This is a genomic window from Pseudomonas sp. EL_65y_Pfl2_R96 (assembly GCF_963970905.1).
Lineage (GTDB): Bacteria > Pseudomonadota > Gammaproteobacteria > Pseudomonadales > Pseudomonadaceae > Aquipseudomonas.
Genome location: NZ_CAXAQH010000005.1, coordinates 79,361 through 104,412, shown reverse-complemented (window position 1 = coordinate 104,412; position 25,052 = coordinate 79,361). Strand labels below are relative to the sequence as shown.

Below are 25,052 nucleotides of genomic sequence, written 5' to 3'. Positions count from 1 at the left end.
CCCGGACGGCGAGCGATGAAGGGTCGGCCAAGGAAGGACGATCGCGAGCCGACCCAGGCTCAGCGGCTGTTTCGGCGAATGGTCCGCGAGTGGCTGTGGGTCAGTCTGATCCTGCTGCCTCTGACGGCGATGCTATCCATGACTCAGGGCCTGATCTTGAGCAATTTGTTGTACGACAATCTGCGCCGGCTGAACCCGCTGCCGGTCGATCCGCGAATACTCATCGTCACGATCGACGACTACAGCTTGCAGCAGCTTGGCCAATGGCCGTGGTCGCGGGCCATGCATGCGCAGTTGCTTGATCGGCTCAGCGCCGCGCACGTCAAAGGTGTTCTGTTCGATGTGATCTTCAGCGAGCCCGATAGCCATCCCGGCAACGATCAGCTTCTGGCCCAGGCGGCCTGCCGGGCCGGAAATGTCTTCGTGCCGCTGTTGCGCGAAGGTGTCGCGCGTTATGGGCAGCCTTTGGGGGAAATTGAACCGGTGGCTTCGCTGAGCCATTGCGTCAAAGGCGTCGGCCACATCAATGCCGAAGCGGATACCGACGGGATCGTGCGCAGCGTGTATTTAAGCGAAGGACCGGCGCAAAAAGCACGCCCGCAACTGGCCTGGCTGCTGTACGAAGAGATGCTTGCCGACAAGGGAAATGTCCCGATGCCCGATACCCCTGCCCCGCCATCGGTGCAAGGCTGGCAGCGAGCCCACGAAATCAGGATTCCTTTCATCCATTCCGACGCGGGCTTTCCCAGCGTGCCCTACGTCAGCGTATTGCGCGGCGAAGTCCCGCCTGAGTTGCTGCGTGATCGCTTGATCCTGATCGGGTCGACCGCGCCTGGCCTGGGGGACCGTTATGTGACGCCGCAATCGGTCAGGATTGGCACCACACCGGGCATCGAGATTCAGGCGAACATCCTCAACGGGCTGTTGCAACAGCGCAACATCGTGGTTCTCGATCAGCGCCAGGCGGCGTTGCTATCGGTGGTGATTGTCGGTGAGTTGCTGGGCCTGCTGCTGGTGCGTCCGCGTCGTGCCCTGTGGCTGACCCTGGGGGCAATGGCGGCCGCTCTGCTGGGTTCGAGCTTGTTGTTGCGCCTTGGCTGGTGGTGGTCGCCGGCTGCGAGCCTGCTGGGTATGTTGCTGGGTTACCTGATCTGGAATTGGCGAAGGTTGAACGCGGTGCTCGCCTATTTCGGCTGGGAACTGGCGCGCCTGGATAGCGAGCCGAAAGTCTTTCCCGAACGTCGCCGCACCCAGGCTCCGGCCGGCGATGTGCTGCAAGGGCAAATCGTCGCGTTGGAGCAGGCCATGAGCCGAACCCGCGATACCCGACGTTTCATTTCCGATGGCCTTGAATACCTGCCGGTGGCGACGCTGATCAGCGATCCGAACGGGCGCATTCTACTGGCCAACCGTAAGGCTCGAGAGGTGTTTTGCCGTGGCCTGGTGGGTGAGGACATGCTCAAGCAACTGAGCGACCTGGGTTACCCGGTGCCGTCCGCCGGAACGCCTCCTGCGTTGTCGACCCTGGAGCCGCTGGAGTTTCGTGACACCCAGGCACGCAGCCTGCGTCTGGACCTGGAACCGCTGCTGCCGGCCGAAGGCGACTCTGTGATTGGCTGGTTACTGAGCCTTACTGATCTGAGCATCGAGCGAGATGCCGAGGAGCAGCGTGCCGTGTTGCTGCGCTTTTTATCCCATGACCTTAGGGCCCCCCACTCGGCGATTCTGGCCTTGCTCGACGTTCAGCGGCATCAGGTGTCCGGCGACACGCAAGTGTTCAGCCAGATCGAGTTACAGGTGCGCAAGGCGCTGAACCTCACCGAAGCTTTTGTGCAGTTGGCAAAGGCTGAGTCCGAGGCTTACCAGTTTCAGCCGAGCATGTTCGCGATGTTGCTGCTCGACACCTTCGACCAGGCGTCGAGCATCGCTCATCTGAAGAACATTCAATTGCAACATGACCTCGACGAAGACGCTGAAGCGCTGGTTCTGGCCGATCAGTCGCTACTGACACGGGCCCTGTTCAACCTCCTGGAAAACGCTATCAAGTACAGTCCGGCGGGTTCGCGGATTTCCGTGCGGGTGAGTTGTGCCGAGGGCTGGTTGATGTGCGAGATCACCGATCAGGGCCGAGGGATTGCCGTCGAAGAACTTCCCGAGTTGTTCAGTCAGTATCGGCGTTTTACCTCGGCTCACGGCAGTGATGGCCTGGGGCTGGGTTTGTCCATGGTCAAGGCTGTGGTGGATCGTCACGGCGGGCGTATTTTCTGTCATAGCGTAGTGGGGCAAGGCACTACGTTCAGTGTCCAGTTACCGCTATTGAGCGAGTGAGCCAGATGCTTTCAACGGGCATAAAAAAACCGGCTATATCAGCCGGTTTTTTTTAGTCCGAAATAAACTTATGCACCTTTTTCGACGTTTTATTTACTTAAGAAATATGTATGTAAATCATAAGCTTAAAAACTAAAAACGACGTTTTTCAACAAAACGGTACACAGGTTATCCACAGAATCTCAGACAGTCACTTGATCGGTGGCATTGGGTGCCGCCGGGGCTGCTGGCAGCGAGCCCATCTCGCGCTGCATCTGTTCGTTCCAGGCCTGCACCCGGTCATTCAGGTCGGCAATGGCTCGTGGCCCGCTGCCCTCGGCGTACATCGGCGCGCCGATGATCACGGTGATCACGCCTTGCTGTTTGGCCCAACCGGTTTTCGGCCAGAACTTGCCGGCATTGTGCGCAATCGGCAGCACGGGTAATGACGCATTGACCGCCAACGCGGTGCCACCACGGGAGAACTTGCCGATGGTGCCGTAGGGAACACGAGTCCCTTCCGGGAAGATCAGTACCCAGACATTGTCCTTGAGCAGCTCATCGCCCTTCTTCGCCACATGCTTGAGCGCCGCTTTTGGGTTGCCACGGTCGATGGCGATCGGCCGCAGCATGGCCATGGCCCAGCCGAAGAACGGAACGTAGAGCAGTTCGCGCTTGAGCACCTGGCTCAGAGGCGAGAAATAGGCCGAGAGAAAGAACGTCTCCCAAGTGCTCTGGTGGTTCGACTGAATCACGCAGGGCCTGTCAGGAACGTTCTCGGCACCTTTAACTTCGTAGCGAATACCCAGAAAGACTTTGCTCAGCCACAAGGCGCAGCGGCACCAATACACGTTGATAAAGCGATAGCGCGCCTTGAACGGCAGAAACGGTGCGATAAAAAAGCTCAGGCTGCACCAGAGCAAAGAGCTGGTGCCCAGCAGCAGGTAAAAGAGGAAAGATCTGATGGCCTGCAGTATCGACATGGCGACATTTACCGTTGCGGGCATTGCCCGCCTATTCAAGCGCACTCCCGATCAGTCCTTGGCCAGGATGTCAGAAGAGCCTTAGTTGTGGATAAGTTCTGCGGCAATCGCCGCCAGATCGTCAAAAATCAAGGTGCCCGCGGGTAGGGTCTTGCCCAGGGTCTTTTCGCCTTTCCCGGTCTTTACCAAAACTGGCTGAGAGTCGACGGCTCTGGCGGCTTCCAGGTCACCGAGAGTATCGCCGACGAACCATAGATTCGTCAGCGAAACGTTGTAATGCGCGGCGATGGTTTTCAACATCCCGGGTTTTGGTTTGCGGCAATCGCAGCCATCGTCTGGCCCGTGCGGGCAATAGACGATCAGCCCGACTTCGCCGCCCTGCTCCGCTACTAACTCGCGCAAGCGAGCGTGCATGGCATTCAGGGTGGCGATGTCGTAATAGCCGCGAGCGATGCCCGACTGGTTGGTAGCGACCGCTACCGTCCAGCCAGCCTTGCTCAACTGCGCGATGGCTTCGATCGAACCGGGGAGCGGAATCCACTCCTCCACCGACTTGATGTACGCGTCGGAGTCGTAATTGATCACTCCGTCCCGATCGAGAATCAGCAGTTTCAACAGCAGCCCCTCAGCCCAGCAGCGAAATGTCAGCGACGCCCAGGAACAACCCACGCAGACGCGCCAGCAGCGCATAGCGGTTGGCTCGCACCTTGGCGTCTTCAGCGTTGACCATCACGGCTTCGAAGAACGCATCCACCGGCTCGCGCAAGGCGGCCAGACGTGCCAGCGATTCGCTGTACTGACGGGCCGCCGCCATTGGCTGCACAGCCTGGTCAGCCTGCTGGATCGCCGAATACAGCGAGAACTCGTTGGCGTTGTCGAAGTACTTGGCTTCAACGACCGACGGAACGCTGCCTTCGATCTTGCTCAGCAAGTTCGAAACGCGTTTGTTCACGGCGGCCAGGGCTGCAGCTTCCGGCAGTTTGCGGAAGGCTTCCACAGCTTGTACGCGCTGATCGAAGTCCAGTGCCGAACCCGGCTTCAGGGCACGGACCGACAGGTAAGTCCCGACGTCAACGCCTTCGTCTTCATAACGGGCACGCAGACGGTCGAAGATGAATTCCAGCACCGAGTCATTCAGGCCGGCGGCCTTGATCTTGGTACCGAACGCATTCACGGCAAACGCCACGGCGTCGTTCAGGTCGAGGTCGAGCTTCTTGTCGATCAGGATCCGCAACACACCCAGCGCAGCACGGCGCAGGGCATACGGGTCTTTGCTCCCGGTAGGCAGCATGCCGATACCGAAAATACCCACCAGCGTGTCGAGCTTGTCGGCGATGGCCACGGCCGCACCGGTCAGGGTAGTCGGCAGTTCAGCGCCGGCACCGCGTGGCATGTACTGCTCGTTCAGCGCCAGGGCGACGTCTTGCGGCTCGCCGTCGTTGAGGGCGTAGTAGTAACCAGCGACACCTTGCATCTCCGGGAACTCGCCGACCATCTCGGTCGCCAGGTCGCACTTGGACAGAAGGCCTGCACGGGAAGCCCAGGCAGCGTTGCCGCCAATGCGTTGAGCGATGAACGCAGCGAGTTTGGAAACGCGTTCGGCCTTGTCGTAGACGCTGCCGAGTTTTTCCTGGAACACCACGTTCTGCAGACGCAGGTTGAAGTCTTCGAGTTTTTGCTTCTTGTCTTGCTTGAAGAAGAACTCGGCGTCGGTCAGGCGTGGGCGAACCACTTTCTCGTTACCGGCGATGATCTGCTGCGGATCCTTGCTTTCGATGTTGGCCACGGTGATGAAACGAGGCAGCAACTTGCCGTCGGCATCCAGCAGGCAGAAGTACTTCTGGTTGTCCTGCATGGTGGTGATCAGGGCTTCTTGCGGCACGTCGAGGAAACGCTCTTCGAACGAGCACACCAGCGGCACCGGCCATTCAACCAGCGCGGTCACTTCGTCGAGCAAGGCTGGAGGAACGATCGCCGTACCTTCCTGCATTGTCGCCAGTTCTTCGGTGCGCTTGCTGATCAGCTCGCGACGCTCGTTGGCGTCGGCCAGCACATAGGCAGCACGCAGATCGCTCAGATAGTTGGCCGGCGAGGTGATGCGCACGCTTTCCGGATGGTGGAAGCGGTGACCACGGGAATCGCGGCCGGCCTTTTGGGCGAGGATCGTGCAGTCGATGACATGGTCACCGAGCAGCATCACCAGCCATTGGGTCGGGCGAACGAATTCTTCCTTGCGAGCACCCCAGCGCATACGCTTGGGGATCGGCAGGTCGTTCAGGGAATCTTCGACGATGGTCGGCAGCAGGCTCGCGGTCGGCTTGCCGGCGATGCTTTGGCTGTAGCGCAGCTTCGGGCCGCTCTGATCGATTTCGCTCAGCTCGACGCCGCACTTCTTGGCGAAGCCCAGGGCCGCTTGAGTCGGGTTGCCTTCGGCATCGAACGCTGCCTGACGCGGTGGGCCGTCGAGGTTGATGCTGCGATCCGGCTGCTGGGTCGCCAGCGCGGTGATCAGCACGGCCAGACGACGTGGCGCGGCGTAGACGGTTTTGGTTTCGTAGTTCAGGCCGGCAGCTTGCAGGCCTTTGTCGATACCGGCCATAAACGCTTCGGCCAGGGTGTTCAGGGCTTTGGGTGGCAGTTCTTCGGTGCCCAGTTCAACCAGAAAATCTTGAGCACTCATTGTGCAGCCTCCAGCTTAGCCAACACTTCATCACGCAGATCCGGGGTCGCCATCGGGAAGCCCAGCTTGGCGCGAGCCAGCAAGTAGGCTTGCGCAACGGAACGCGCCAGGGTGCGTACACGCAGAATGTATTGCTGACGCGCAGTCACCGAGATCGCCCGGCGCGCATCCAGCAGGTTGAAGGTGTGGGACGCCTTCAACACCATTTCATAGCTCGGCAACGGCAGCGGCTGGTCGAGTTCGATCAGGCGCTTGGCTTCGCTTTCGTAGAAGTCGAACAACTCGAACAGCTTCTCGACGTTGGCGTGTTCGAAGTTGTAGGTCGACTGCTCCACTTCGTTCTGGTGGAACACGTCGCCGTAGGTCACCTTGCCGAACGGACCGTCAGCCCAGACCAGGTCGTAGACCGAGTCCACGCCTTGCAGGTACATGGCCAGACGCTCCAGACCGTAAGTGATCTCGCCGGTCACCGGGTAGCACTCGATGCCGCCCGCTTGCTGGAAGTAAGTGAACTGCGTCACTTCCATGCCGTTGAGCCAGACTTCCCAGCCCAGACCCCAGGCGCCCAGTGTTGGCGACTCCCAGTTGTCTTCGACGAAACGGATGTCGTGGACCAACGGGTCCAGACCGACGTGCTTGAGGGAGCCCAGGTACAGTTCCTGGAAGTTGTCCGGGTTCGGCTTCAAGACTACCTGGAACTGATAGTAGTGCTGCAGACGGTTCGGGTTTTCGCCGTAGCGGCCGTCAGTCGGGCGACGACTGGGCTGCACATAAGCGGCGTTCCAGGTTTCCGGGCCGATGGCGCGCAGGAACGTGGCAGTGTGGAAAGTGCCGGCGCCTACTTCCATATCGTAGGGCTGAAGTACCACACAACCTTGCTCGGCCCAGTATTGCTGGAGGGCGAGGATCAAGTCTTGGAAGGTACGCACGGCTGGCGTAGGCTGGCTCACGAAATTCACCTGTTTCTTGGGCTGCGATTTAAAGAGCGGGAGTATACCCGATTCATTGCTGCGCACGCCCCCTGGAGCCTTATGCCACGCTGCTTTTGGTGTACCGAAGATCCGCTGTACATGGCTTATCACGATCAGGAGTGGGGCACGCCGCTACGCGATGCGCAGGGATTGTTCGAGTTGCTTTTGCTCGAAGGGTTCCAGGCCGGGCTTTCCTGGATCACCGTGTTGCGCAAACGAGAGCATTATCGCGAGGTACTGTTCGGCTTCGACGTACAGCGTGTGGCACAGATGAGCGACGCAGAAATCGATGAATTGATGCTCGATCCGGGGATCATCCGCAATCGCCTCAAACTCGATGCGGCCCGGCGTAATGCCCAGGCCTGGCTGGCGCTGGAGGACCCGGTGGCGTTTCTCTGGTCGTTTGTCGGCGGCACGCCGGTGATCAATCATTTCAAGGATCGCAGTGAAGTACCGGCGGTGACACCGGCCGCCGTCGAGATGAGCAAAGGCCTGAAAAAAGCCGGCTTCACGTTCGTCGGCCCGACCATTTGTTACGCGTTGATGCAGGCCTCGGGCATGGTCATGGACCACACCCGGGATTGCGATCGCTACGCCACCTTGGCGAACGGCGGTTAGAATAGCCGCCTCGCGCACAGCACAAGATCAGGAGTGACCTGTGGATAAGTTGAAAGGCGCCTTGCTGGTAGGCGCTCTGCGGCTGTTTGCCCTGCTGCCGTGGCGGGCAGTGCAGGCAGTGGGTTCGGCAATTGGCTGGATCATGTGGAAAACCCCCAACCGTTCCCGCGACGTGGTACGGATCAACCTCGCCAAGTGCTTTCCGCAGATGGACCCGGCCGAACGCGAGCGTCTGGTGGGCCAGAGCCTGAAAGACATCGGCAAGTCCCTCACCGAAAGCGCCTGTGCATGGATCTGGCCCGCTCAGCGTTCCATTGATCTGGTGCGTGAAGTCGAAGGTCTCGATGTGCTCAAGGACGCCCTCGCCTCCGGCAAAGGCGTGGTCGGCATCACCAGCCACCTGGGCAACTGGGAAGTGTTGAACCACTTCTATTGCAACCAGTGCAAACCGATCATTTTCTACCGTCCGCCCAAGCTCAAGGCGGTGGATGAGTTACTGCGCAAACAGCGGGTGCAATTGGGCAATCGGGTGGCCGCTTCCACCAAGGAAGGCATCCTCAGTGTCATCAAGGAAGTGCGCAAAGGTGGTGCAGTGGGCATTCCGGCCGACCCGGAACCGGCCGAATCCGCCGGGATCTTCGTGCCGTTCTTCGCCACCCAGGCCCTGACCAGCAAATTCGTACCGAACATGCTGGCCGGCGGCAAAGCGGTCGGCGTGTTCCTGCATGCCCTGCGGCTGCCGGACGGTTCGGGTTACAAAGTGATCCTCGAAGCCGCGCCCGAGGCCATGTACAGCACCGACACCGAGACATCCTGCGCGGCCATGAGCCAGGTGGTGGAGCGTTACGTGCGGGCCTATCCGAGCCAGTACATGTGGAGCATGAAGCGTTTCAAGAAACGTCCGCCCGGTGAGGCTCGCTGGTACTGATGCTGGCACGATCTGTGGATAACCGTAGGAGCTGCCGATGGCTGCGATCTTTTGATCTTGCTTTCAGTTATCCACAACACGTTCATTCAAGGACGCACCAGATGTCCGAACAGCGCCAATCGTTTCGCATCAAGATCAGTCACGAAAGCATCGGTGAGTGCCTGGGCCAGACCCGCAACCTGTCGACCACAGGCGTCTACGTCAAGCATCCGGCCTTGGCTGTATTGCCCAAAGGCACGGTGGTTTATGGTCAGGTGCAGGATTTACCCATAGGCGCGCCACAAGTGCGCATGGAAGTGGTGCTGGTGGATGCCGAAGGCATTGGCCTGCGTTACCTCTGATCAGTGCGCCTGACGCTCGAGCTTTTTCAGAAACACCGTCATTTCCTTCTCCGCCTGCTTGTCGCCATGGGCACGGGCGGCTTCCTGGCCCTGTTCCCAGGCCTGACGCGCCGCCGCGTAATCCGCCAGCGCCAGATGGGCCTTGCCCAGCAGTTTCCAGGCCGCCGAATACTTCGGATCGAACTCGATGCAGCGCTGGAAATGTTCTGCAGCCTTGGCGTTTTCCCCAAGATCCAGATAACCCTTGCCCAGGCCGAAGCGCAGCAATGAGTTATCCACACCCTTGGCGAGCATTTTTTCCAGGGATTCGATCACGGTGGATTCCTTATTGAGGTTATTCAGGGATGCCTGTTTGTTATTGAGATTGCTTTCGCGGGCAAGCCCGCTCCCACAGGAGTCTCGGTCGTACACAAAATATGTGTTCGCTGCAAAACACTGTGGGAGCGGGCTTGCCCGCGAAGAGGCCCGTCCAGCCACTGCAAATGCCGGATCAGAAAAAGCTCAACCCCACATGGAACAGCTTTTCCACATCCCGAATATGCTTCTTATCCACAAGGAACAGAATCACATGATCGCCTGCTTCGATCACCGTGTCGTCGTGGGCGATGATCACCTCTTCGTCGCGGATGATCGCGCCGATGGTGGTGCCCGGCGGCAGGCCGATGTTTTCGATGGCCTTGCCGATCACCTTGCTTGACTTCGCATCGCCGTGGGCAATCGCCTCGATGGCTTCCGCTGCGCCCCTGCGCAATGAGTGAACGCTGACGATATCGCCGCGGCGCACGTGGGCCAGCAAGGTGCCGATGGTCGCCAGTTGCGGACTGATGGCGATGTCGATGTCGCCACCCTGAATCAGGTCGACATAGGCCGGGTTATTGATGATCGTCATCACTTTCTTCGCGCCCAGGCGCTTGGCCAGCAGCGACGACATGATGTTGGCTTCGTCATCGTTGGTCAGGGCAAGGAAAATATCGGCGTCGGCGATGTTTTCTTCCAGCAGCAGGTCCCGGTCCGAGGCACTGCCCTGTAACACCACAGTGCTGTCGAGGTTATCGGAGAGGTAACGGCAGCGGGCCGGGTTCATCTCGATGATCTTCACCTGATAACGGCTTTCGATGGCCTCGGCCAAGCGTTCGCCGATCTGCCCGCCACCGGCAATGACGATGCGTTTGTAGCTTTCATCGAGGCGGCGCATTTCGCTCATCACTGCGCGAATGTTCGCTTTGGCGGCGATGAAAAACACTTCGTCGTCGGCTTCGATCACCGTATCGCCCTGGGGCAGGATCGGCCGGTCACGACGGAAAATCGCCGCGACACGGGTTTCGACATTCGGCATGTGTTCGCGCAACTGCCGCAGTTGCTGACCTACCAATGGCCCGCCGTAGTAGGCCTTGACCGCCACCAGTTGCGCCTTGCCTTCGGCGAAGTCGATCACCTGCAACGCACCCGGATGCTGGATCAGGCGTTTGATGTAGTTGGTGACGACTTGCTCCGGACTGATCAGCACGTCGACCGGAATCGCTTCGTTATCGAACAGTTCGGCGCGGGTCAGGTACGCGGCTTCGCGGACCCGGGCGATCTTGGTCGGTGTATGGAACAGGGTATGGGCGACCTGACAGGCGACCATGTTGGTTTCGTCACTGTTGGTCACGGCCACCAACATGTCGGCGTCGTCGGCACCGGCCTGACGCAGTACGGTCGGCAGCGACCCACGGCCCTGTACGGTACGGATGTCCAGCCGATCGCCGAGGTCGCGCAGGCGTTCGCCGTCGGTGTCGACCACGGTGATGTCGTTGGCCTCGCTGGCCAAGTGTTCCGCCAGCGAACCGCCGACCTGCCCTGCGCCGAGGATGATGATTTTCATCCGGTCACTCCCTTAAATCCGGTTAACCGCGCGCGGCGGCAATCTTGATCAACTTGGCGTAGTAGAACCCGTCGTGGCCGCCTTCCTGGGCCAGCAATTGGCGGCCATGGGGCTGTTTGATGCCTGCCGCTGTGGCGAGGTCCAGTTCACGGGCGCCCGGCGTGCGGGCGAGGAACGCTTCGATGACTTCGGTGTTTTCGGTCGGCAGCGTGGAGCAGGTGGCGTAAAGCAGAATGCCGCCCACTTCCAGAGTTATCCACATGGCGTCGAGCAGCTCACTCTGAAGCACCGCCAGTGCGGCAATGTCGTCGGGTTGGCGGGTCAGTTTGATGTCCGGGTGACGGCGGATCACCCCGGTGGCCGAGCATGGCGCGTCCAGCAGAATGCGCTGGAATGGTTTGCCATCCCACCACGTCGCGGTGTCGCGACCGTCGGCGGCGATCAGTTCGGCGCTCAGGCCCAGGCGCGCGAGGTTTTCCCGCACCCGCACCAGACGCTTGGCTTCCAGATCCACGGCCACCACGCCGGCCAGTTTGGGCTCGGCCTCAAGGATGTGGCAGGTTTTGCCGCCCGGTGCGCAGCAGGCGTCCAGCACCCGTTGGCCCGGCGCCAGGTCCAGCAGATCGGCGGCCAGTTGCGCGGCTTCGTCCTGCACGCTGATCCAGCCTTCAGCGAACCCCGGCAAGCTGCGCACGTCGGCGGCGGTGTCGAGGATGATGCCGTCGCGACTGTAAACGCACGGCGCGGCAGCGATACCCGCTTCAGTCAACAAGCCGAGGTAAGCATCGCGAGTGTGATGGCGACGGTTGACCCGCAGAATCATCGGCGGGTGCGCGTTGTTCGCCGCACAAATGGCTTCCCACTGCTGCGGCCAGAAAGCCTTCAGGGATTTTTGCAGCCAGCGTGGGTGGGCGGTGCGCACCACCGGGTCGTGTTCCAGCTCCGCCAGCAGCGCCTCGCTTTCCCGTTGGGCGCGGCGCAGCACGGCGTTGAGCAAGGCTTTGGCCCACGGTTTTTTCAGTTTGTCGGCGCAACCGACGGTTTCGCCGATGGCGGCGTGAGCCGGGACGCGGGTATAGAGCAGTTGGTAAAGCCCCACCAGCAACAGCGCCTCGACATCGGCATCCGCTGCCTTGAATGGCTTTTGCAGCAATTTGGCCGCCAGCGCCGACAAGCGCGGCTGCCAGCGAGCCGTGCCGAACGCCAGGTCCTGGGTGAAACCGCGATCGCGGTCTTCAACCTTGTCCATTTGTGTCGGCAGAGAACTGTTGAGTGAGGCTTTTCCGTTAAGAACTGCAGCAAGTGCCTTGGCGGCGGCCAGACGTGGATTCATTGAGCGTCCGCCGTCTGACCAAGGACGGTGCCGAGGGCGAATTTCTCACGACGGCTGTTGAACAGGTCGCTGAAGTTCAGCGCCTTGCCGCCAGGCAATTGCAGACGGGTCAGGCACAGCGCCTGTTCACTGCAGGCGACGATCAAGCCGTCCTTGCTGGCGCCGAGGATTTCACCCGGGGCGCCCTTCCCTTCAGCCTGGCTTGCGGCCAGCACTTTCAGCGCTTCGCCGTTCAGCGTGCTGTGGCAGATCGGCCATGGATTGAAGGCGCGAACCAGACGCTCCAGCTCAACCGCCGGACGGTTCCAGTCGATGCGCGCTTCGTCCTTGTTCAATTTGTGAGCATAAGTGGCGAGGCTGTCGTCCTGCACTTCGCCTTCCAGAGTGCCCGCAGCCAGGCCGGCAATCGCCTGAATCACGGCCGGCGGGCCCATTTCTGCGAGGCGATCATGGAGGCTGCCGCCGGTGTCTTCGGCGCTGATCGGCGTGGTCACCTTGAGCAGCATCGGCCCGGTATCCAGGCCGGCTTCCATGCGCATCACGGTCACGCCGCTTTCGTTGTCGCCCGCTTCAACGGCGCGCTGGATCGGCGCCGCACCGCGCCAGCGTGGCAGCAAGGAGGCGTGGCTGTTGATGCAACCCAGGCGCGGAATATCCAGCACCACTTGCGGCAGGATCAGGCCGTAGGCGACCACCACCATCAAATCTGGCTTCAGCGCGGCCAGCTCCGCTTGAGCGTCTTCGTTGCGCAGAGTTGGCGGCTGCAACACCGGGATGTTGTTTTCCAACGCCAACTGCTTGACCGGGCTCGGCATCAGCTTCTGCCCACGGCCTGCCGGACGGTCCGGTTGGGTGTAGACCGCAACGATCTCATAAGGGCTGTCGAGCAGGGCCTTGAGGTGTTCGGCGGCGAATTCAGGGGTGCCGGCAAAGACAATGCGCAGTGGCTCAGTCATGGAAGCTCTCAATTGCAAAGCATCTTGAAAAGAAAAAGGCTTGCCGCGGCAAGCCTTTGAAAGAAGGGCATCAAGCGTTCTGGCGATGGAGCTTTTCCAGTTTCTTCTTGATCCGGTCGCGTTTGAGCGTGGACAGGTAATCGACGAACAATTTGCCGTTGAGGTGGTCGCATTCATGCTGGATGCACACGGCGAGCAGGTCTTCGGCGATCAATTCATACGGTTGACCGTCGCGGTCCAGGGCCTTGATCTTGACCTTTTGCGGGCGATCGACGTTTTCGTAGAAGCCCGGCACCGAAAGGCAGCCTTCCTGGTACTGGCCCATCTCGTCGGTCAGGGTTTCGAACTCGGGGTTGATGAACACCCGTGGTTCGCTGCGGTCTTCGGAGAGGTCCATCACGACGATACGTTTGTGCACGTTGACCTGGGTCGCGGCGAGGCCGATGCCTGGCGCTTCATACATTGTTTCAAACATGTCATCGACCAACTGACGCACTTCGTCGTCCACTACGGCCACTGGTTTGGCGATAGTGCGCAGGCGCGAATCGGGGAATTCGAGGATGTCTAAAATGGCCATAAGCTCAATTGCTGCACGTGTGAGGTAAAGTCGGGTCGATGGCCTGGCGAGTCCGAGGATGCAGGCTACCGTTGTGAACGTAGCTTCCGGCTTTTCAATAATGAGCTGGAAGCGAGCCACGAGGGCTCTGACGTTTCACGCGAACGTACATAATAAAGGGATTCACCGCATGAGGAAATCACTACTCGCCTTGCTCCTTCTGGCCTCGGCCGGTTTTGCGCATGGGCAAGTGCAACTCAGGGAAGGTTTCCCACAGCAATACACCGTGGTGGCAGGGGACACACTCTGGGACATTTCCGGCAAATACCTGCGTGAGCCGTGGCAGTGGCCGCAGCTTTGGCAGGCCAATCCACAGATCGAAAACCCCAATCTCATCTACCCCGGCGATACGCTGTCGCTGGTCTACGTCAACGGTCAGCCACGCCTGACCCTCAATCGCGGCGCTTCCCGGGGCACCATCAAGCTTTCGCCACGCATTCGCAGTTCGCCGATGGCCGACGCCATCCCGAGTATTCCGCTGAAATCGATCAACAGCTTTCTGCTGAGCAATCGCATCGTCGACAAGGCCGAGGATTTCGACAAGGCGCCGTACATCGTTGCCGGCGATGCCGAACGGGTGCTCAGCGGCACCGGTGATCGAATATTCGCGCGCGGCCATTTCGACCCGGCACAACCGGTGTACGGCATCTTCCGCCAGGGCAAGGTCTACACCGACCCGCAGAGCAAGGAGTTTCTGGGGATCAACGCCGACGATATCGGCGGTGGCGAGATCATTGCCACTGAAGGCGATGTCGCTACCCTGGCCTTGCAACGTACCACTCAGGAAGTGCGACTTGGCGACCGGCTGTTCAGCGGCGAAGAACGCTCGATCAATTCGACCTTCATGCCCAGTGCGCCAACAACCGAAATCGACGGCTTGATCATCGATGTGCCACGCGGGGTTACCCAGATTGGTGCGTTGGACGTCGTCACGCTGAACAAAGGACAACGCGACGGCCTAGCCGAAGGCAATGTGCTGGCGGTAATGAAAACCGGTGAAACCGTGCGTGACCGGATTACCGGACAACCATTGAAAATCCCCGATGAACGGGCGGGTCTGCTGATGGTTTTCCGCACCTACGACAAGCTCAGCTACGGACTGGTCCTTAACGCATCGCGTTCTTTGGCGGTGATGGACAAGGTGCGAAATCCTTAAGCCTGCTCCACAAGTTACCAACAGAGTTATCCACAGCTTATTCCCGATTCGATGGGACTTTATAACGATCAAGGATGATCCATGTCGCTGTCTGCCTGTATGCCGGTTTCCCCTGCGGAACTGGAAGCCCGTTTACGCCTGCACCGTTTGCCGGAACTGGGTCCGGCACGTTTCAAGAAGTTGCTTGAGGCCTTTGGTTCTGCCTCCAAAGCCATCAGCGCACCGGCCAGCGCGTGGCGTGCACTGGGCCTGCCCCTCGCCTGCGCAGAAGCTCGGCGCTCCAGTGAAATCCGTGATGGCGCCAGTCACGCATTGGCCTGGTTAGCGCGTCCGGGCCAGCATTTACTGATGTGGGACCAACCAGACTACCCCGCGCTGCTGGCGCAAATCAGTGATGCGCCGCCGCTGATATTCGTTGCAGGCGATCCTGGCATTCTGGAAAAACCGCAATTGGCGATGGTTGGCAGTCGTCGCGCTTCGCGACCGGGCATGGACACTGCTGCCGCGTTTTCCCGCAGTCTGGCCGGTGCCGGTTTTGTCATTAACAGCGGTCTGGCCTTGGGCATCGATGCCGCCGCGCATCAGGCGGCTCTGGACGTTGGCGGACAAACGGTCGGTGTGCTTGGCACGGGGCTTGAAAATTTTTATCCACAGCGCAATCGTCGACTGGCGGACGCCATGATCGCTTCCGGAAGCGCGGTACTTTCAGAGTTCCCGCTGGACGCTGGCCCTTCCCCCAGCAATTTTCCCCGGCGCAATCGAATCATCAGTGGTTTGTCCCTTGGGGTACTGGTGGTCGAGGCGAGCGTTGCCAGCGGTTCGTTGATCACGGCGAGGCTGGCGGCGGAACAGGGGCGTGAGGTGTATGCGATTCCTGGGTCGATCCACCATCCCGGCGCAAAGGGTTGTCATCAGTTGATCCGCGATGGTGCGGTGCTGGTGGAGACCATCGAGCATATCCTCGAAGCCTTGCGCGGCTGGCAACGGCTGCCGTTATCCACAGAAGCGCCGACGGTGACCCATCCGCTGCTCCTGTTGCTCCACGCGGCGCCCCATACCAGCGAAGCCTTGGCGATCACCAGTGGCTGGGCGTTGTCGAAAGTGCTGGCCGCGCTGACTGAACTGGAAATGGATGGCCGTGCGGTCTGCGAAAGCGGTCGATGGTTTGCGCGGGTAAACTAGGTTTTACATGGAAGATCGGTAAACTGCGCAGAGCCTTATTCCGGAGAGTCTTTCATGGTTAACAGTTGGCGTGTGCAACAAGCCGCACGAGAAATTCGCGCCGGGGCGGTCATTGCCTACCCAACCGAAGCTGTCTGGGGCTTGGGTTGCGACCCGTGGGATGAAGAGGCGGTGGATCGTTTGCTGCTGATCAAGGGACGGTCTGTGGATAAAGGCCTGATTCTGGTGGCCGACAACATTCGTCAGTTCGATTTTCTCTTCGAAGACTTCCCGGAATTGTGGATGGACCGCATGGCCAGCACCTGGCCGGGTCCCAACACCTGGCTGGTGCCCCATCAGAATCTGTTGCCCCAGTGGATTACCGGTGTGCATGAAACGGTAGCGTTGCGGGTTAGCGATCACCCATTGGTGCGGGATTTGTGTGCGCTGGTCGGGCCGCTGGTGTCGACCTCGGCTAACCCTCAGGGGCGGCCGGCGGCGCGGACGCGGATACGCGTGGAGCAGTATTTCCGTGGGCAGGTTGATTGGGTGTTGGGTGGCAATCTGGGTGGGCGCAAGAATCCGAGCGTGATTCGCGATCTGGCGACCGGCCACGTGGTGCGCCCGGATTAGACCGCGTCATCGTTCATCGCGGGCAAGCCTCGCTCCCACAGATCCGAGTCGTATACGAATAATGTGAACGACCGAAATCCTGTGGGAGCGGGCTTGCCCGCGATGGCGTCCTCAAGGCAACAAAACGGTCGAGCCCGTGGTGCGCCGCGCTGACAATTCGGTCTGCGCTTTCGCCGCTTCAGCCAATGGATAGCGCTGACTGATGTCCACCTTCAGCTTGCCGCTGATGATCATCTCGAACAGCTCATCGGCCATGCGTTGCAGGTTTTGCGCGTTGTTGGCGTAGGTCGCCAGGGTCGGCCGGGTCACGTACAGCGAGCCCTTCGCCGCGAGAATCCCCAGATTCACGCCATCGACTGCGCCTGAAGCATTGCCAAAACTCACCACCAGCCCCCGAGGCGCGACGCTGTCGAGCGACGTCAGCCAGGTATCTTTGCCTACACCGTCGTACACCACCGGGACTTTTTTACCGTCAGTCAATTCCAGCACCCGTTGTGCGACGTTTTCATGGCTGTAATCGATGGTCGCCCAGGCACCATTGGCTTTCGCCAGGGCGGCTTTCTCCGCTGAGCTGACCGTGCCGATCACCTTCACACCCAAGGCCTTGGCCCATTGGCAGGCCAGGGAACCGACGCCGCCAGCCGCGGCGTGGAACAGGATGGTTTCGCCACCCTTGAGTTCATACGTCTGACGCAGCAGATACTGCACGGTCAGGCCCTTGAGCATCACGCCGGCGGCCTGTTCGAAGCTGATGGCGTCCGGCAAGTGCACCAGGTTGTCTTGCGGCAATACATGAACATCGCTGTAGGCGCCCAACGGGCCGCTGCCGTAGGCCACGCGATCACCAACCTTGAAGCGGGTGACTTCGCTACCGACCGCTTCGACTACGCCCGCACCCTCTGCGCCCAGGCCCGATGGCAGGGCTGGCGGCGCATACAGGCCACTGCGGTAATAGGTGTCGATGAAGTTCAAGCCGATGGCCTTGTTGGTCACGCGTACCTGTTGCGGGCCGGGCTCGGCGGGTTGGTAGTCCACGTATTCGAGCACTTCGGGGCCGCCATGGGCGCGGAACTGGATACGCTTTGCCATTTGCACTCTCCTTAGGTCTTGGCTTCTAGAGTTGTAGCGTCAAGCGCCCTATCGAACTCCCAAGCTTGACCTTCGTCAACTGCGGCACGCTCGCCTGCGATGTTATGCTACGGGCCCATTTGCGCCGGCCCCCCGCTCCGATGGAGCGCCGCGTAGCTTTGCCCGATTCAAGGTGATGACATGACGACCCGCACCGAGGCCGTAAAAGCCTACCTGCTCGACCTGCAAGACCGCATTTGCGCTGCCCTGGAAGCTGAAGACGGCGGCGCGGACTTCGTCGAAGACGCCTGGACCCGCCCTGCCGGTGGTGGCGGTCGCACCCGGGTGATCGAAAACGGCGCGGTCATCGAAAAGGGCGGCGTCAACTTTTCCCACGTCTTTGGTAGCGGTCTCCCACCCTCCGCCAGTGCTCATCGGCCAGAACTGGCCGGCCGAGGCTTCGAAGCCTTGGGCGTGTCTTTGGTGATTCACCCGCACAACCCGCATGTACCGACGTCCCACGCCAATGTGCGTTTTTTCATCGCCGAAAAAGAAGGTGAAGAGCCGGTCTGGTGGTTCGGTGGCGGCTTTGACCTGACCCCTTATTACGGCAATGAAGAAGACTGCGTGCACTGGCACCGCGTCGCCGAACAGGCCTGCGCGCCGTTCGGCCCGGACGTCTACCCACGCTACAAGGCCTGGTGCGACAGCTATTTCCACATCAAGCATCGCCACGAGCCACGGGGCATCGGTGGCCTGTTTTTCGATGACTTGAACGAGTGGGATTTCGACACCAGCTTCGCCTTCATGCGTGCCATCGGTGACGCGTTCATCGACGCATACCTGCCGATCGTGCAACGTCGCAAAAACGATGCGTTCACCGCCAAACAGCGTGAATTCCAGGAATTTCGCCGTGGCCGTTACGTTGAATTCAACCTGGTCTACGACCGTGGCACGCTGTTCGGCCTGCAATCGGGCGGGCGTACAGAATCGATCCTGATGTCGCTGCCACCGCAGGTGCGCTGGGCCTACGACTGGAAGGCCGAGCCGGGCAGTGAAGAAGCGCGCCTGACCGATTACTTCCTGCAAGACCGTGATTGGTTGGCCAAGGCCTGAACGAGGAATTCTGATGGACCGTTACGTCGTATTCGGTAACCCGATTGGCCACAGCAAGTCGCCACTGATCCACCGTTTGTTCGCCGAGCAGACGGGGCAAAAACTGGACTACAGCACTTTGCTGGCGCCCCTGGATGATTTTTCCGGCTGTGCCCAGGCATTTTTCCGCGAAGGGCGTGGGGCGAATGTGACGGTGCCGTTCAAGGAAGACGCCTATCGTTTGGCGAACAGTTTGACCAAGCGGGCGCAGCGAGCCGGCGCGGTGAATACCCTGAGCAAACTGGCCGATGGCAGTTTGCTGGGTGACAACACCGATGGCGCCGGTCTGGTGCGGGACCTGACGGTCAACGCCGGATTCAGCCTTGCGGGAAAACGCATCCTGCTGCTCGGGGCCGGCGGTGCGGTGCGCGGTGCGCTGGAGCCGCTGCTGGCGGAGCAACCGGCGTCGGTGATCATCGCCAACCGCACGGTGGAAAAAGCCGAATTGCTGGCGGAGTTGTTCGCCGACCTGGGGCCGGTGTCGGCCAGTGGTTTCGATTGGTTGCGCGAACCGGTGGACCTGATCATCAACGCTACGTCCGCCAGTTTGTCAGGCGATGTACCGCCGATTGCCGGCAGCTTGATCGAGCCAGGCAAGACGGTGTGCTACGACATGATGTACGGCAAGGAATCGACCTCGTTCTGCCGCTGGGCCAGTGAGCACGGCGCGGCGGTGGCGATGGATGGCTTGGGCATGTTGGCCGAGCAGGCGGCAGAAGCTTTCTATCTTTGGCGAGGTGTACGCCCGGATACGGCGCCGGTGCTGGCCGAACTCCGCCGCCAGCTCGCGTTCTAGCTTTTGTGGCGAGGGAGCTTGCTCCCGCTCGGGTGCGAAGCGCCCGCAGATTTTAGGGCTGCTCCGCAACCCAGCGGGAGCAAGCTCCCTCGCCACAGGTTATGCCGTTGCCTCAACGCCGGTGTTTCAATCTTCGAACCGAATCGGGCATTTCTCCGCGCCTTCGAGCTTCCTCAATTCCTCCACCACCTGCGGTCGTGCCCGTCGCAGGGTCAGGCTGCGATTCTGGCGCAGCAGCCGTCGCGCCTCTTGATGCAGCATTTCCACCCCTGAATAATCGATGAAGTTGATCTGCTGCGCCTCGATCACTACCCGCGCGCCGTGCATCCGTTGCAAACGCACTTGCAGGTAATGGCTGGCGCCGAAAAAGATCGAACCGCCGACTCTCAGAATGTCTTCGTCGCCCTCACGCCAGTGTTGTACCCGTGGCTGCGAGGTGCGTTTGAGGTAGAAGAACAGCGAGGCGAGCACCCCGGCGTAGATCGCCGTTTGCAACTCCAGCAACAGCGTGGCGACACAGGTCAGGGCCATGACCAAAAACTCGGCACGGCTGACCCGCAACAAGGCGCGAATGCCGCGATGGTCCACCAGTCCCCAGGCGATCAACAAAATACTGCCGGCCATGGCCGGGATCGGAATGTGGGCGATCAACACTGCACCGAAGATAGCGAACAGTGCCACCCACAACGCCGAAAAAACGCCCGCCAGCGGTGAACAGGCACCGGCGTCGTAGCTCAGGCCCGAGCGGGTGAAGGAACCGGCTGACAGCGAGCCGGAAAAAAACGCCCCGACCATGTTCGAGAAACCCTGGGCCCGGACTTCCTGATTGGCGTCGAGCAGCTGCTGAGAACGCGCCGACAAGGAGCGGGCAATCGACAGGCTCGTCACCAGCCCGAGCATGCCGACCGCCACCGCGCTGGGCAGCAGGCGCAACACCAGGTCCAGATCCAGCGGCAGCGGGCTGAAGGGCGGTAGCCGCCCGACAAATGCGCTGACCAACTTCACATGACCGAACATCGCTGGCCACAGCCATACCAGCAATCCGCTCAGGGCCAGAGCGATCAACAGCGTCGGCCAGCGTGGCAATAGCAGTTTCAGCGCGACGCCTATCACTACGGTTGCCAGGCCCAGCAGTAGCGAGGGCTTATCCACCTCGCTGAGATGATTGAACAACATCATCAAACTGTTCAGCGCCGTAGCCTGGTTGGGCACATCCAGCCCCAGCAGGTTTGGCAGTTGCCCAATGGCAATCACCACCGCCGCGCCGAGGGTGAAGCCCAGCACCACCGAGTGAGAGACGAAATTCACCAAGGCGCCGAAACGCAGCAAACCCAGCAACCACTGGAAAATGCCCGCAAGGAGGGTCAGAAGCAGGATCAGCGTGACATAGTCCTGCGACGCGGGAACGGCCAGAGGACTGACGCTGGCGTACAGGACGATGGAAATGGCCGCCGTAGGGCCGCAGATCAAATGCCACGACGAACCCCAGAGGCAGGCGATCAGCACCGGGATGATGGCGGCGTACAAACCGTATTCCGGTGGGAGGCCGGCGATCAGGGCGTAGGCAATCGATTGTGGCAGCGCGAGAATCGCGCCGCTCAGGCCCACGATCAGGTCACGTCCGACGCTGGCGCGGGTTTGCCGGGGCAACCAGGTCAGGAAGGGAAAGAGTGAATGGCGGCTGGGGAAGGCCATGGGTCCTCTCGGCAAGGGGTAAATCGTCAGGGTAAAGCATTGACCTACAGCGGGCAGATCATTGTGGCGAGGGAGCTTGCTCCCGCTCGGTTGCGCAGCAGCCGCAAATCCAGACAACTCGGTGAAACAGATAAACCGTGTTTGCCGAAATGGGAGCGCTACGCACTCCAGCGGGAGCAAGCTCCCTCGCCACAGAGAACCTTACAACTTGGCTTTCACGGCCGGCAACGCATCCTTCCCGTCCACCGTCTTCACCCCGTCCAGCCACTTAGCCAGCACCACCGGATTGGCCTTGATCCATGCCTTGGCCGCCTCGGCATTGCTGACCTTCTTGTTCACCACCTCGGCCATGATGCTGTTCTCCATTTCCTGGGTAAAACTCAGGTTGGTGAGCAACTTGCCGACGTTCGGGCAGGCCTGTGCATAACCTTTGCGGGTCAGTGTATAAACGCTGCCGGTGTCACCAAAGTATTTCTCGCCGCCCTTCAGATAATGCATTTTCAGCTGCACGTTCATCGGATGCGGCGTCCAGCCGAGGAAGGTCACGAACTTCTGTTTCTTCACCGCGCGAGACACTTCGGCCAGCATCGCCTGTTCGCTGGATTCGACCAGCTTCCACTGACCCATATCGAAGTCGTTCTTCTTGATGATCTCTTGCAGCGAAATGTTCGCCGGGGCGCCGGAGCCGATGCCATAGATCTTCTTGTCGACTTCTTTTGGGTGTAGCTCGGCGTACTTGTTCAAGTCGTTAAAGTTATGCACACCCGCGTCCCAAACGTAATCCGGGACCGCCAGCGTGAACTCGGTGCCGTCGAGGTTTTTCGCCAGTTGAGTCACGTCGCCGTTGGCCACGAACTTGTCGTAGAAGCCTTGTTGCGCCGGCATCCAGTTACCCAGGAACACGTCCACCTGGCCATCCTTCAGACCGCCAAAGGTGATTGGCACCGCCAGCGTGTCGACCTTGGCCTTGTAGCCCATGCCGTCCAGCAGAAACCCGGTGATGGCGTTGGTGGCGGCGATGTCGCTCCAGCCAGGGTCGGCCATCTTCACCGTTTCGCAGCTTTGCTCGGCATAGGACGAGGCGCTGCCCAGAGCCAGAAGCCCGACTGTCAGTACTGTGGATAACTTTTGCATGGACGTCCCCTTAACATTATTGGTTTTGGCAGGGTTGTGGATAACGGGCTTTACGCTCCAGATCGTCGAGGTCGATGTGGTTGCGCATGTACTGCTGACTGGCGTCCACCAGCGGCTGGTGATCCCAGCTCTTCCGCTTGCCGATGGTCAGGGCATCGGCGACGAAACGCCGGCGCCGCTGACTGGCGAGCACCTGTTGGTGAATCGCCGGGATATTCCATTTGGCCCGTGCTTCGGCGAGAAAATCATCGAAAAGCTGATGATGTTGCGGCGATTGGCTGAGTTCTTCCTGTTCCACCGGGTCGTTGTGTACATCGAAGAGCAGGCAAGGGTCGTCTTCGCTGTAGATGAATTTGTAGGCCCCGCGGCGAATCATCATCAGTGGGCTGATGGTGCCTTCGGCCATGTATTCGCCGAACACCTCGTCGTGACCGCCCTGCCCTTGCAGATGCGAAACCAGCGAACGGCCGTCCAGCGGCAGACCCGGCTCCAATGAGCCGCCGGCCAATTCCACAAAGGTCGGCAGCAGGTCCGCGGTGGACACCGCCGCGCTGACCCGCCCGGCCCTGAATTGCCCCGGTGCACTGATCAGCAGCGGCACCCGGGCAGCCATTTCGTACCAGTGCATTTTGTACCAGAGGCCGCGCTCGCCGAGCATGTCGCCGTGGTCACCGGAGAATACGATGATGGTGTCGCCGATCAGCCCGGTTTCCTCGAGTGTTTGCAGAAGTTTGCCGACGTTGCTGTCGATATAGCTGCACGCACCGAAATAGGCCCGGCGCGCATCGCGAATCTTATCCACAGGCAGCGGCTTGTCCCACAGGTCATAGACTTTGAGCAAGCGCTGGGAGTGAGGGTCGAGTTCATCCTGTGCGGGTGTTTCGGGTAGAGGGATGTCGGCGTCGTCGTACATCTCCCAGAATGTTTTGGGAATCGTGTACGGATCGTGTGGGTGAGTCATCGACACGGTCAGGCAGAACGGCTGATCGCCATCCTCGCGGATGTGATCGAACAGGTACTGCTGGGCCTTGAACACCACCTCTTCGTCGAAATCCAGTTGATTGGTGCGCACGCAGGGCCCGGCTTGCAGGACCGACGACATGTTGTGGTACCAGGTCGGCCGCACGTCCGGCTCGTCCCAGTTCACGGCCCAACCGTAGTCGGCCGGGTAGATGTCGCTGGTCAGGCGTTCTTCATAGCCGTGCAACTGGTCCGGGCCGCAGAAATGCATCTTGCCTGACAGCGCGGTGCGATAACCGAGGCGCCGCAGGTAATGGGCATAGGTCGGAACATCTGCGGGGAAATCGGCCGCGTTGTCGTAGGCGCCGATCTTGCTCGGCAACTGACCACTGACCAGAGTAAAACGCGACGGCGCGCAAAGCGGGCTATTGCAATAAGCGGCGTCGAACACCACGCCTTCGGCGGCGAGGCGGCTGAGATTCGGCAGTTTGATGGGCGAAGGGCCGTAGAACGGCAACATTGGCGCGGCCATTTGATCGGCCATGATGAAAAGAATATTTTTGCGCTTCATGTGATCGCGGCATTCCATAGTGGATATTTATGCGAAAGTGCTGTGATCGAGCATGGAGTCCATAAACCTTGTGGTAAAGCCCATGCCAGGCAATGACTAGGATAAGCACAGCTTATGTATGACGCCCTCGGTGATTTGTCCCTGGACCTGCTTCGCGCCTTCGAAGCCGCGGCCCGGCAACGCAGCTTCACCGCCGCCGCGGTGGAGCTTGGCACCACGCAACCGGCCGTCAGTCAGCAGATCAAACGATTGGAAGAACAGCTCGCTACACGGTTGTTCGATCGCATCTATCGCGGTATCGAACTGACCGAGGCCGGGACCATTCTGTTCGAGCAAGTTCAGCTCGGTTTACAGAATATCGACGCAGGATTGAATGCAATCAGCGCACAACAACAGCACGAAGTGTTGCAGGTGGCCACCGACTTCGCCTTCGCTGCGTACTGGCTGATGCCGCGTCTGCACCGCTTCCATACCGGCAACCCTCAAGTGGACGTCAGCCTGGTCACCAGCGAACGCAGCCACAACATGTTGCGCACCGATATCGATGTGGCGGTGCTGTTCGGCGATGGCCGGTTCAAGCAGGGCGAGAGCCACTGGCTGTTCAGCGAAGAGGTGTTTCCGGTATGCAGCCCGCTGCTATTGAAAGACCGTCCCCTGCCCTTGCCGGCTCGGGCATTGCTGGAGTTTCCGCTGCTGCACCTGCGAGGCGAACACAGCAGCAACTGGTTTGACTGGAGCGGCGTGTTTCGCGAGTTGGGAATCACCTCGGCCCCAGCGCCGGGGCAACTGCGCTTTGACAACTACACCCTGCTGATTCAGGCGGCGATTGGCGGCCAAGGCGTTGCGATCGGATGGCGGCACCTTGTGGATAACTTGTTGGCGCAAGGTCTGTTGTGCCGCCCGATTGCCGACACGGTGATTTCCCGGCTGGGCTATTACGTGGTTCTGCCCCAGCGCAAACGGCGTGGGGCGTTGATTCAGCTGTTTGTGGATTGGTTGATGGCGGAACAGGCCAGCAGCGCGCAATCGCTCAATGGCCTTCCTTTGCCTTCGATTGCGGTGTGAACGCATAAAAGATCGCAGCCTTCGGCAGCGCCCACAGGCGCGTAGGAGCTGCCGCAGGCTG

General features: G+C 60.3%; 23 protein-coding genes. 10 read left to right on the top strand and 13 right to left on the bottom strand.

Going from position 1 to position 25,052, the window contains the following annotated elements; translation table 11 throughout:
• Positions 1-15: 15 nt before the first annotated feature.
• Positions 16-2,328, top strand: a complete 2,313-nt coding sequence (locus AACY49_RS07900) for a CHASE2 domain-containing protein (RefSeq protein ID WP_339522824.1) — start codon at positions 16-18, stop codon at positions 2,326-2,328.
• A 182-nt stretch (positions 2,329-2,510) separates the two neighbouring features.
• On the opposite strand, the gene AACY49_RS07895 is transcribed toward AACY49_RS07900, so the two are convergent.
• From AACY49_RS07895 to glyQ, 4 genes are all read right to left on the bottom strand, one after another.
• Positions 2,511-3,290 carry a lysophospholipid acyltransferase family protein gene (locus AACY49_RS07895; protein ID WP_258698346.1) on the bottom strand — a complete coding sequence of 260 codons (780 nt, stop codon included), beginning with the start codon at positions 3,288-3,290 and terminating at the stop codon, positions 2,511-2,513.
• Positions 3,291-3,371: 81 nt separating this feature from the next.
• On the bottom strand, positions 3,372-3,911 hold the full coding sequence (gene gmhB, locus AACY49_RS07890; RefSeq protein ID WP_258700825.1) for a D-glycero-beta-D-manno-heptose 1,7-bisphosphate 7-phosphatase: 540 nt from the start codon (positions 3,909-3,911) through the stop codon (positions 3,372-3,374).
• Positions 3,912-3,915: 4 nt separating this feature from the next.
• On the bottom strand, positions 3,916-5,970 hold the full coding sequence (glyS, locus tag AACY49_RS07885) for a glycine--tRNA ligase subunit beta (RefSeq protein WP_339522822.1): 2,055 nt from the start codon (positions 5,968-5,970) through the stop codon (positions 3,916-3,918).
• Entirely contained in the window at positions 5,967-6,920 is a 954-nt protein-coding gene (gene glyQ, locus AACY49_RS07880; protein WP_003213601.1) for a glycine--tRNA ligase subunit alpha, read from the bottom strand. Before glyQ ends, glyS begins: the two co-directional genes overlap by 4 nt.
• An 81-nt stretch (positions 6,921-7,001) precedes the next feature.
• On the opposite strand from glyQ, the gene tag reads away from it, so the two are divergent.
• The 3 genes from tag to AACY49_RS07865 all read left to right on the top strand — a co-directional run bounded on the left by tag (position 7,002) and on the right by AACY49_RS07865 (position 8,828).
• On the top strand, positions 7,002-7,559 hold the full coding sequence (gene tag, locus AACY49_RS07875) for a DNA-3-methyladenine glycosylase I (RefSeq protein WP_339522819.1): 558 nt from the start codon (positions 7,002-7,004) through the stop codon (positions 7,557-7,559).
• Between the two features lie 40 nt (positions 7,560-7,599).
• Positions 7,600-8,487, top strand: coding sequence for a lysophospholipid acyltransferase (locus AACY49_RS07870; RefSeq protein ID WP_258698349.1), 888 nt, complete (start codon positions 7,600-7,602; stop codon positions 8,485-8,487).
• 101 nt (positions 8,488-8,588) lie between these two features.
• Positions 8,589-8,828, top strand: a complete 240-nt coding sequence (locus AACY49_RS07865; RefSeq protein WP_258698350.1) for a PilZ domain-containing protein — start codon at positions 8,589-8,591, stop codon at positions 8,826-8,828.
• On the opposite strand, the gene AACY49_RS07860 is transcribed toward AACY49_RS07865, so the two are convergent.
• The 5 genes from AACY49_RS07860 to def all read right to left on the bottom strand — a co-directional run bounded on the left by AACY49_RS07860 (position 8,829) and on the right by def (position 13,558).
• Positions 8,829-9,122: a tetratricopeptide repeat protein gene (locus AACY49_RS07860; protein ID WP_339523005.1), complete on the bottom strand. Its 294-nt coding sequence runs from the start codon at positions 9,120-9,122 to the stop codon at positions 8,829-8,831.
• 196 nt (positions 9,123-9,318) lie between these two features.
• On the bottom strand, positions 9,319-10,692 hold the full coding sequence (gene trkA, locus AACY49_RS07855) for a Trk system potassium transporter TrkA (RefSeq protein ID WP_258698351.1): 1,374 nt from the start codon (positions 10,690-10,692) through the stop codon (positions 9,319-9,321).
• Positions 10,693-10,714: 22 nt separating this feature from the next.
• Positions 10,715-12,025, bottom strand: coding sequence for a 16S rRNA (cytosine(967)-C(5))-methyltransferase RsmB (gene rsmB / locus AACY49_RS07850; protein WP_339522816.1), 1,311 nt, complete (start codon positions 12,023-12,025; stop codon positions 10,715-10,717).
• Positions 12,022-12,981 carry a methionyl-tRNA formyltransferase gene (gene fmt, locus AACY49_RS07845; RefSeq protein ID WP_339522814.1) on the bottom strand — a complete coding sequence of 320 codons (960 nt, stop codon included), beginning with the start codon at positions 12,979-12,981 and terminating at the stop codon, positions 12,022-12,024. Before fmt ends, rsmB begins: the two co-directional genes overlap by 4 nt.
• 70 nt (positions 12,982-13,051) lie before the next feature.
• A complete protein-coding gene (def, locus tag AACY49_RS07840) occupies positions 13,052-13,558 on the bottom strand; it encodes a peptide deformylase (protein WP_258698354.1) in 507 nt (168 codons plus the stop codon).
• A 169-nt stretch (positions 13,559-13,727) separates the two neighbouring features.
• Here def and AACY49_RS07835 point away from each other — a divergent pair, with 169 nt between their 5' ends.
• From AACY49_RS07835 to AACY49_RS07825, 3 genes are all read left to right on the top strand, one after another.
• Positions 13,728-14,753 carry a LysM peptidoglycan-binding domain-containing protein gene (locus tag AACY49_RS07835; protein ID WP_258698355.1) on the top strand — a complete coding sequence of 342 codons (1,026 nt, stop codon included), beginning with the start codon at positions 13,728-13,730 and terminating at the stop codon, positions 14,751-14,753.
• Positions 14,754-14,834: 81 nt separating this feature from the next.
• Positions 14,835-15,935, top strand: a complete 1,101-nt coding sequence (dprA, locus tag AACY49_RS07830) for a DNA-processing protein DprA (protein ID WP_258698356.1) — start codon at positions 14,835-14,837, stop codon at positions 15,933-15,935.
• Positions 15,936-15,989: 54 nt separating this feature from the next.
• Positions 15,990-16,547 carry an L-threonylcarbamoyladenylate synthase gene (locus AACY49_RS07825; protein WP_223489481.1) on the top strand — a complete coding sequence of 186 codons (558 nt, stop codon included), beginning with the start codon at positions 15,990-15,992 and terminating at the stop codon, positions 16,545-16,547.
• A gap of 111 nt (positions 16,548-16,658) precedes the next feature.
• On the opposite strand, the gene AACY49_RS07820 is transcribed toward AACY49_RS07825, so the two are convergent.
• Positions 16,659-17,636, bottom strand: coding sequence for an NADPH:quinone reductase (locus AACY49_RS07820; protein WP_258698357.1), 978 nt, complete (start codon positions 17,634-17,636; stop codon positions 16,659-16,661).
• A gap of 180 nt (positions 17,637-17,816) precedes the next feature.
• On the opposite strand from AACY49_RS07820, the gene hemF reads away from it, so the two are divergent.
• Together hemF and aroE are read left to right on the top strand one after the other, a co-directional pair.
• Positions 17,817-18,731 (top strand): oxygen-dependent coproporphyrinogen oxidase, encoded by a 915-nt coding sequence (gene hemF / locus AACY49_RS07815; RefSeq protein WP_339522810.1) that lies wholly within the window; start codon positions 17,817-17,819, stop codon positions 18,729-18,731.
• A gap of 13 nt (positions 18,732-18,744) precedes the next feature.
• A complete protein-coding gene (gene aroE / locus AACY49_RS07810) occupies positions 18,745-19,566 on the top strand; it encodes a shikimate dehydrogenase (RefSeq protein ID WP_339522808.1) in 822 nt (273 codons plus the stop codon).
• A 126-nt stretch (positions 19,567-19,692) separates the two neighbouring features.
• Here the strand turns inward: aroE and AACY49_RS07805 are convergent, their stop codons facing one another.
• From AACY49_RS07805 to betC, 3 genes are all read right to left on the bottom strand, one after another.
• On the bottom strand, positions 19,693-21,261 hold the full coding sequence (locus tag AACY49_RS07805) for a SulP family inorganic anion transporter (RefSeq protein ID WP_320392817.1): 1,569 nt from the start codon (positions 21,259-21,261) through the stop codon (positions 19,693-19,695).
• A gap of 201 nt (positions 21,262-21,462) precedes the next feature.
• The gene (gene choX, locus AACY49_RS07800) at positions 21,463-22,395 is read right to left on the bottom strand and encodes a choline ABC transporter substrate-binding protein (protein ID WP_339522805.1); all 933 of its coding nucleotides are present in this window, start codon (positions 22,393-22,395) and stop codon (positions 21,463-21,465) included.
• 16 nt (positions 22,396-22,411) lie between these two features.
• Entirely contained in the window at positions 22,412-23,926 is a 1,515-nt protein-coding gene (gene betC, locus AACY49_RS07795) for a choline-sulfatase (RefSeq protein WP_339522803.1), read from the bottom strand.
• 114 nt (positions 23,927-24,040) lie between these two features.
• On the opposite strand from betC, the gene AACY49_RS07790 reads away from it, so the two are divergent.
• Positions 24,041-24,991 (top strand): choline sulfate utilization transcriptional regulator, encoded by a 951-nt coding sequence (locus tag AACY49_RS07790; RefSeq protein WP_339522801.1) that lies wholly within the window; start codon positions 24,041-24,043, stop codon positions 24,989-24,991.
• Positions 24,992-25,052: the final 61 nt, after the last annotated feature.

What these genes read in the sequence shown, in the direction of transcription:
- AACY49_RS07895 (WP_258698346.1), bottom strand. Translation starts at nt 3,290, where the DNA reads ATGTCGATACTGCAGGCCATCAGATCTTTCCTCTTTTACCTGCTGCTG.
- AACY49_RS07825 (WP_223489481.1), top strand. Translation starts at nt 15,990, where the DNA reads ATGGTTAACAGTTGGCGTGTGCAACAAGCCGCACGAGAAATTCGCGCC.
- AACY49_RS07860 (WP_339523005.1), bottom strand. Translation starts at nt 9,122, where the DNA reads ATGCTCGCCAAGGGTGTGGATAACTCATTGCTGCGCTTCGGCCTGGGC.
- tag (WP_339522819.1), top strand. Translation starts at nt 7,002, where the DNA reads ATGCCACGCTGCTTTTGGTGTACCGAAGATCCGCTGTACATGGCTTAT.
- AACY49_RS07790 (WP_339522801.1), top strand. Translation starts at nt 24,041, where the DNA reads ATGTATGACGCCCTCGGTGATTTGTCCCTGGACCTGCTTCGCGCCTTC.
- dprA (WP_258698356.1), top strand. Translation starts at nt 14,835, where the DNA reads ATGTCGCTGTCTGCCTGTATGCCGGTTTCCCCTGCGGAACTGGAAGCC.
- AACY49_RS07805 (WP_320392817.1), bottom strand. Translation starts at nt 21,261, where the DNA reads ATGGCCTTCCCCAGCCGCCATTCACTCTTTCCCTTCCTGACCTGGTTG.
- hemF (WP_339522810.1), top strand. Translation starts at nt 17,817, where the DNA reads ATGACGACCCGCACCGAGGCCGTAAAAGCCTACCTGCTCGACCTGCAA.
- aroE (WP_339522808.1), top strand. Translation starts at nt 18,745, where the DNA reads ATGGACCGTTACGTCGTATTCGGTAACCCGATTGGCCACAGCAAGTCG.
- glyS (WP_339522822.1), bottom strand. Translation starts at nt 5,970, where the DNA reads ATGAGTGCTCAAGATTTTCTGGTTGAACTGGGCACCGAAGAACTGCCA.
- AACY49_RS07820 (WP_258698357.1), bottom strand. Translation starts at nt 17,636, where the DNA reads ATGGCAAAGCGTATCCAGTTCCGCGCCCATGGCGGCCCCGAAGTGCTC.
- AACY49_RS07865 (WP_258698350.1), top strand. Translation starts at nt 8,589, where the DNA reads ATGTCCGAACAGCGCCAATCGTTTCGCATCAAGATCAGTCACGAAAGC.
- AACY49_RS07835 (WP_258698355.1), top strand. Translation starts at nt 13,728, where the DNA reads ATGAGGAAATCACTACTCGCCTTGCTCCTTCTGGCCTCGGCCGGTTTT.
- betC (WP_339522803.1), bottom strand. Translation starts at nt 23,926, where the DNA reads ATGAAGCGCAAAAATATTCTTTTCATCATGGCCGATCAAATGGCCGCG.
- fmt (WP_339522814.1), bottom strand. Translation starts at nt 12,981, where the DNA reads ATGACTGAGCCACTGCGCATTGTCTTTGCCGGCACCCCTGAATTCGCC.
- trkA (WP_258698351.1), bottom strand. Translation starts at nt 10,692, where the DNA reads ATGAAAATCATCATCCTCGGCGCAGGGCAGGTCGGCGGTTCGCTGGCG.
- def (WP_258698354.1), bottom strand. Translation starts at nt 13,558, where the DNA reads ATGGCCATTTTAGACATCCTCGAATTCCCCGATTCGCGCCTGCGCACT.
- AACY49_RS07900 (WP_339522824.1), top strand. Translation starts at nt 16, where the DNA reads ATGAAGGGTCGGCCAAGGAAGGACGATCGCGAGCCGACCCAGGCTCAG.
- rsmB (WP_339522816.1), bottom strand. Translation starts at nt 12,025, where the DNA reads ATGAATCCACGTCTGGCCGCCGCCAAGGCACTTGCTGCAGTTCTTAAC.
- choX (WP_339522805.1), bottom strand. Translation starts at nt 22,395, where the DNA reads ATGCAAAAGTTATCCACAGTACTGACAGTCGGGCTTCTGGCTCTGGGC.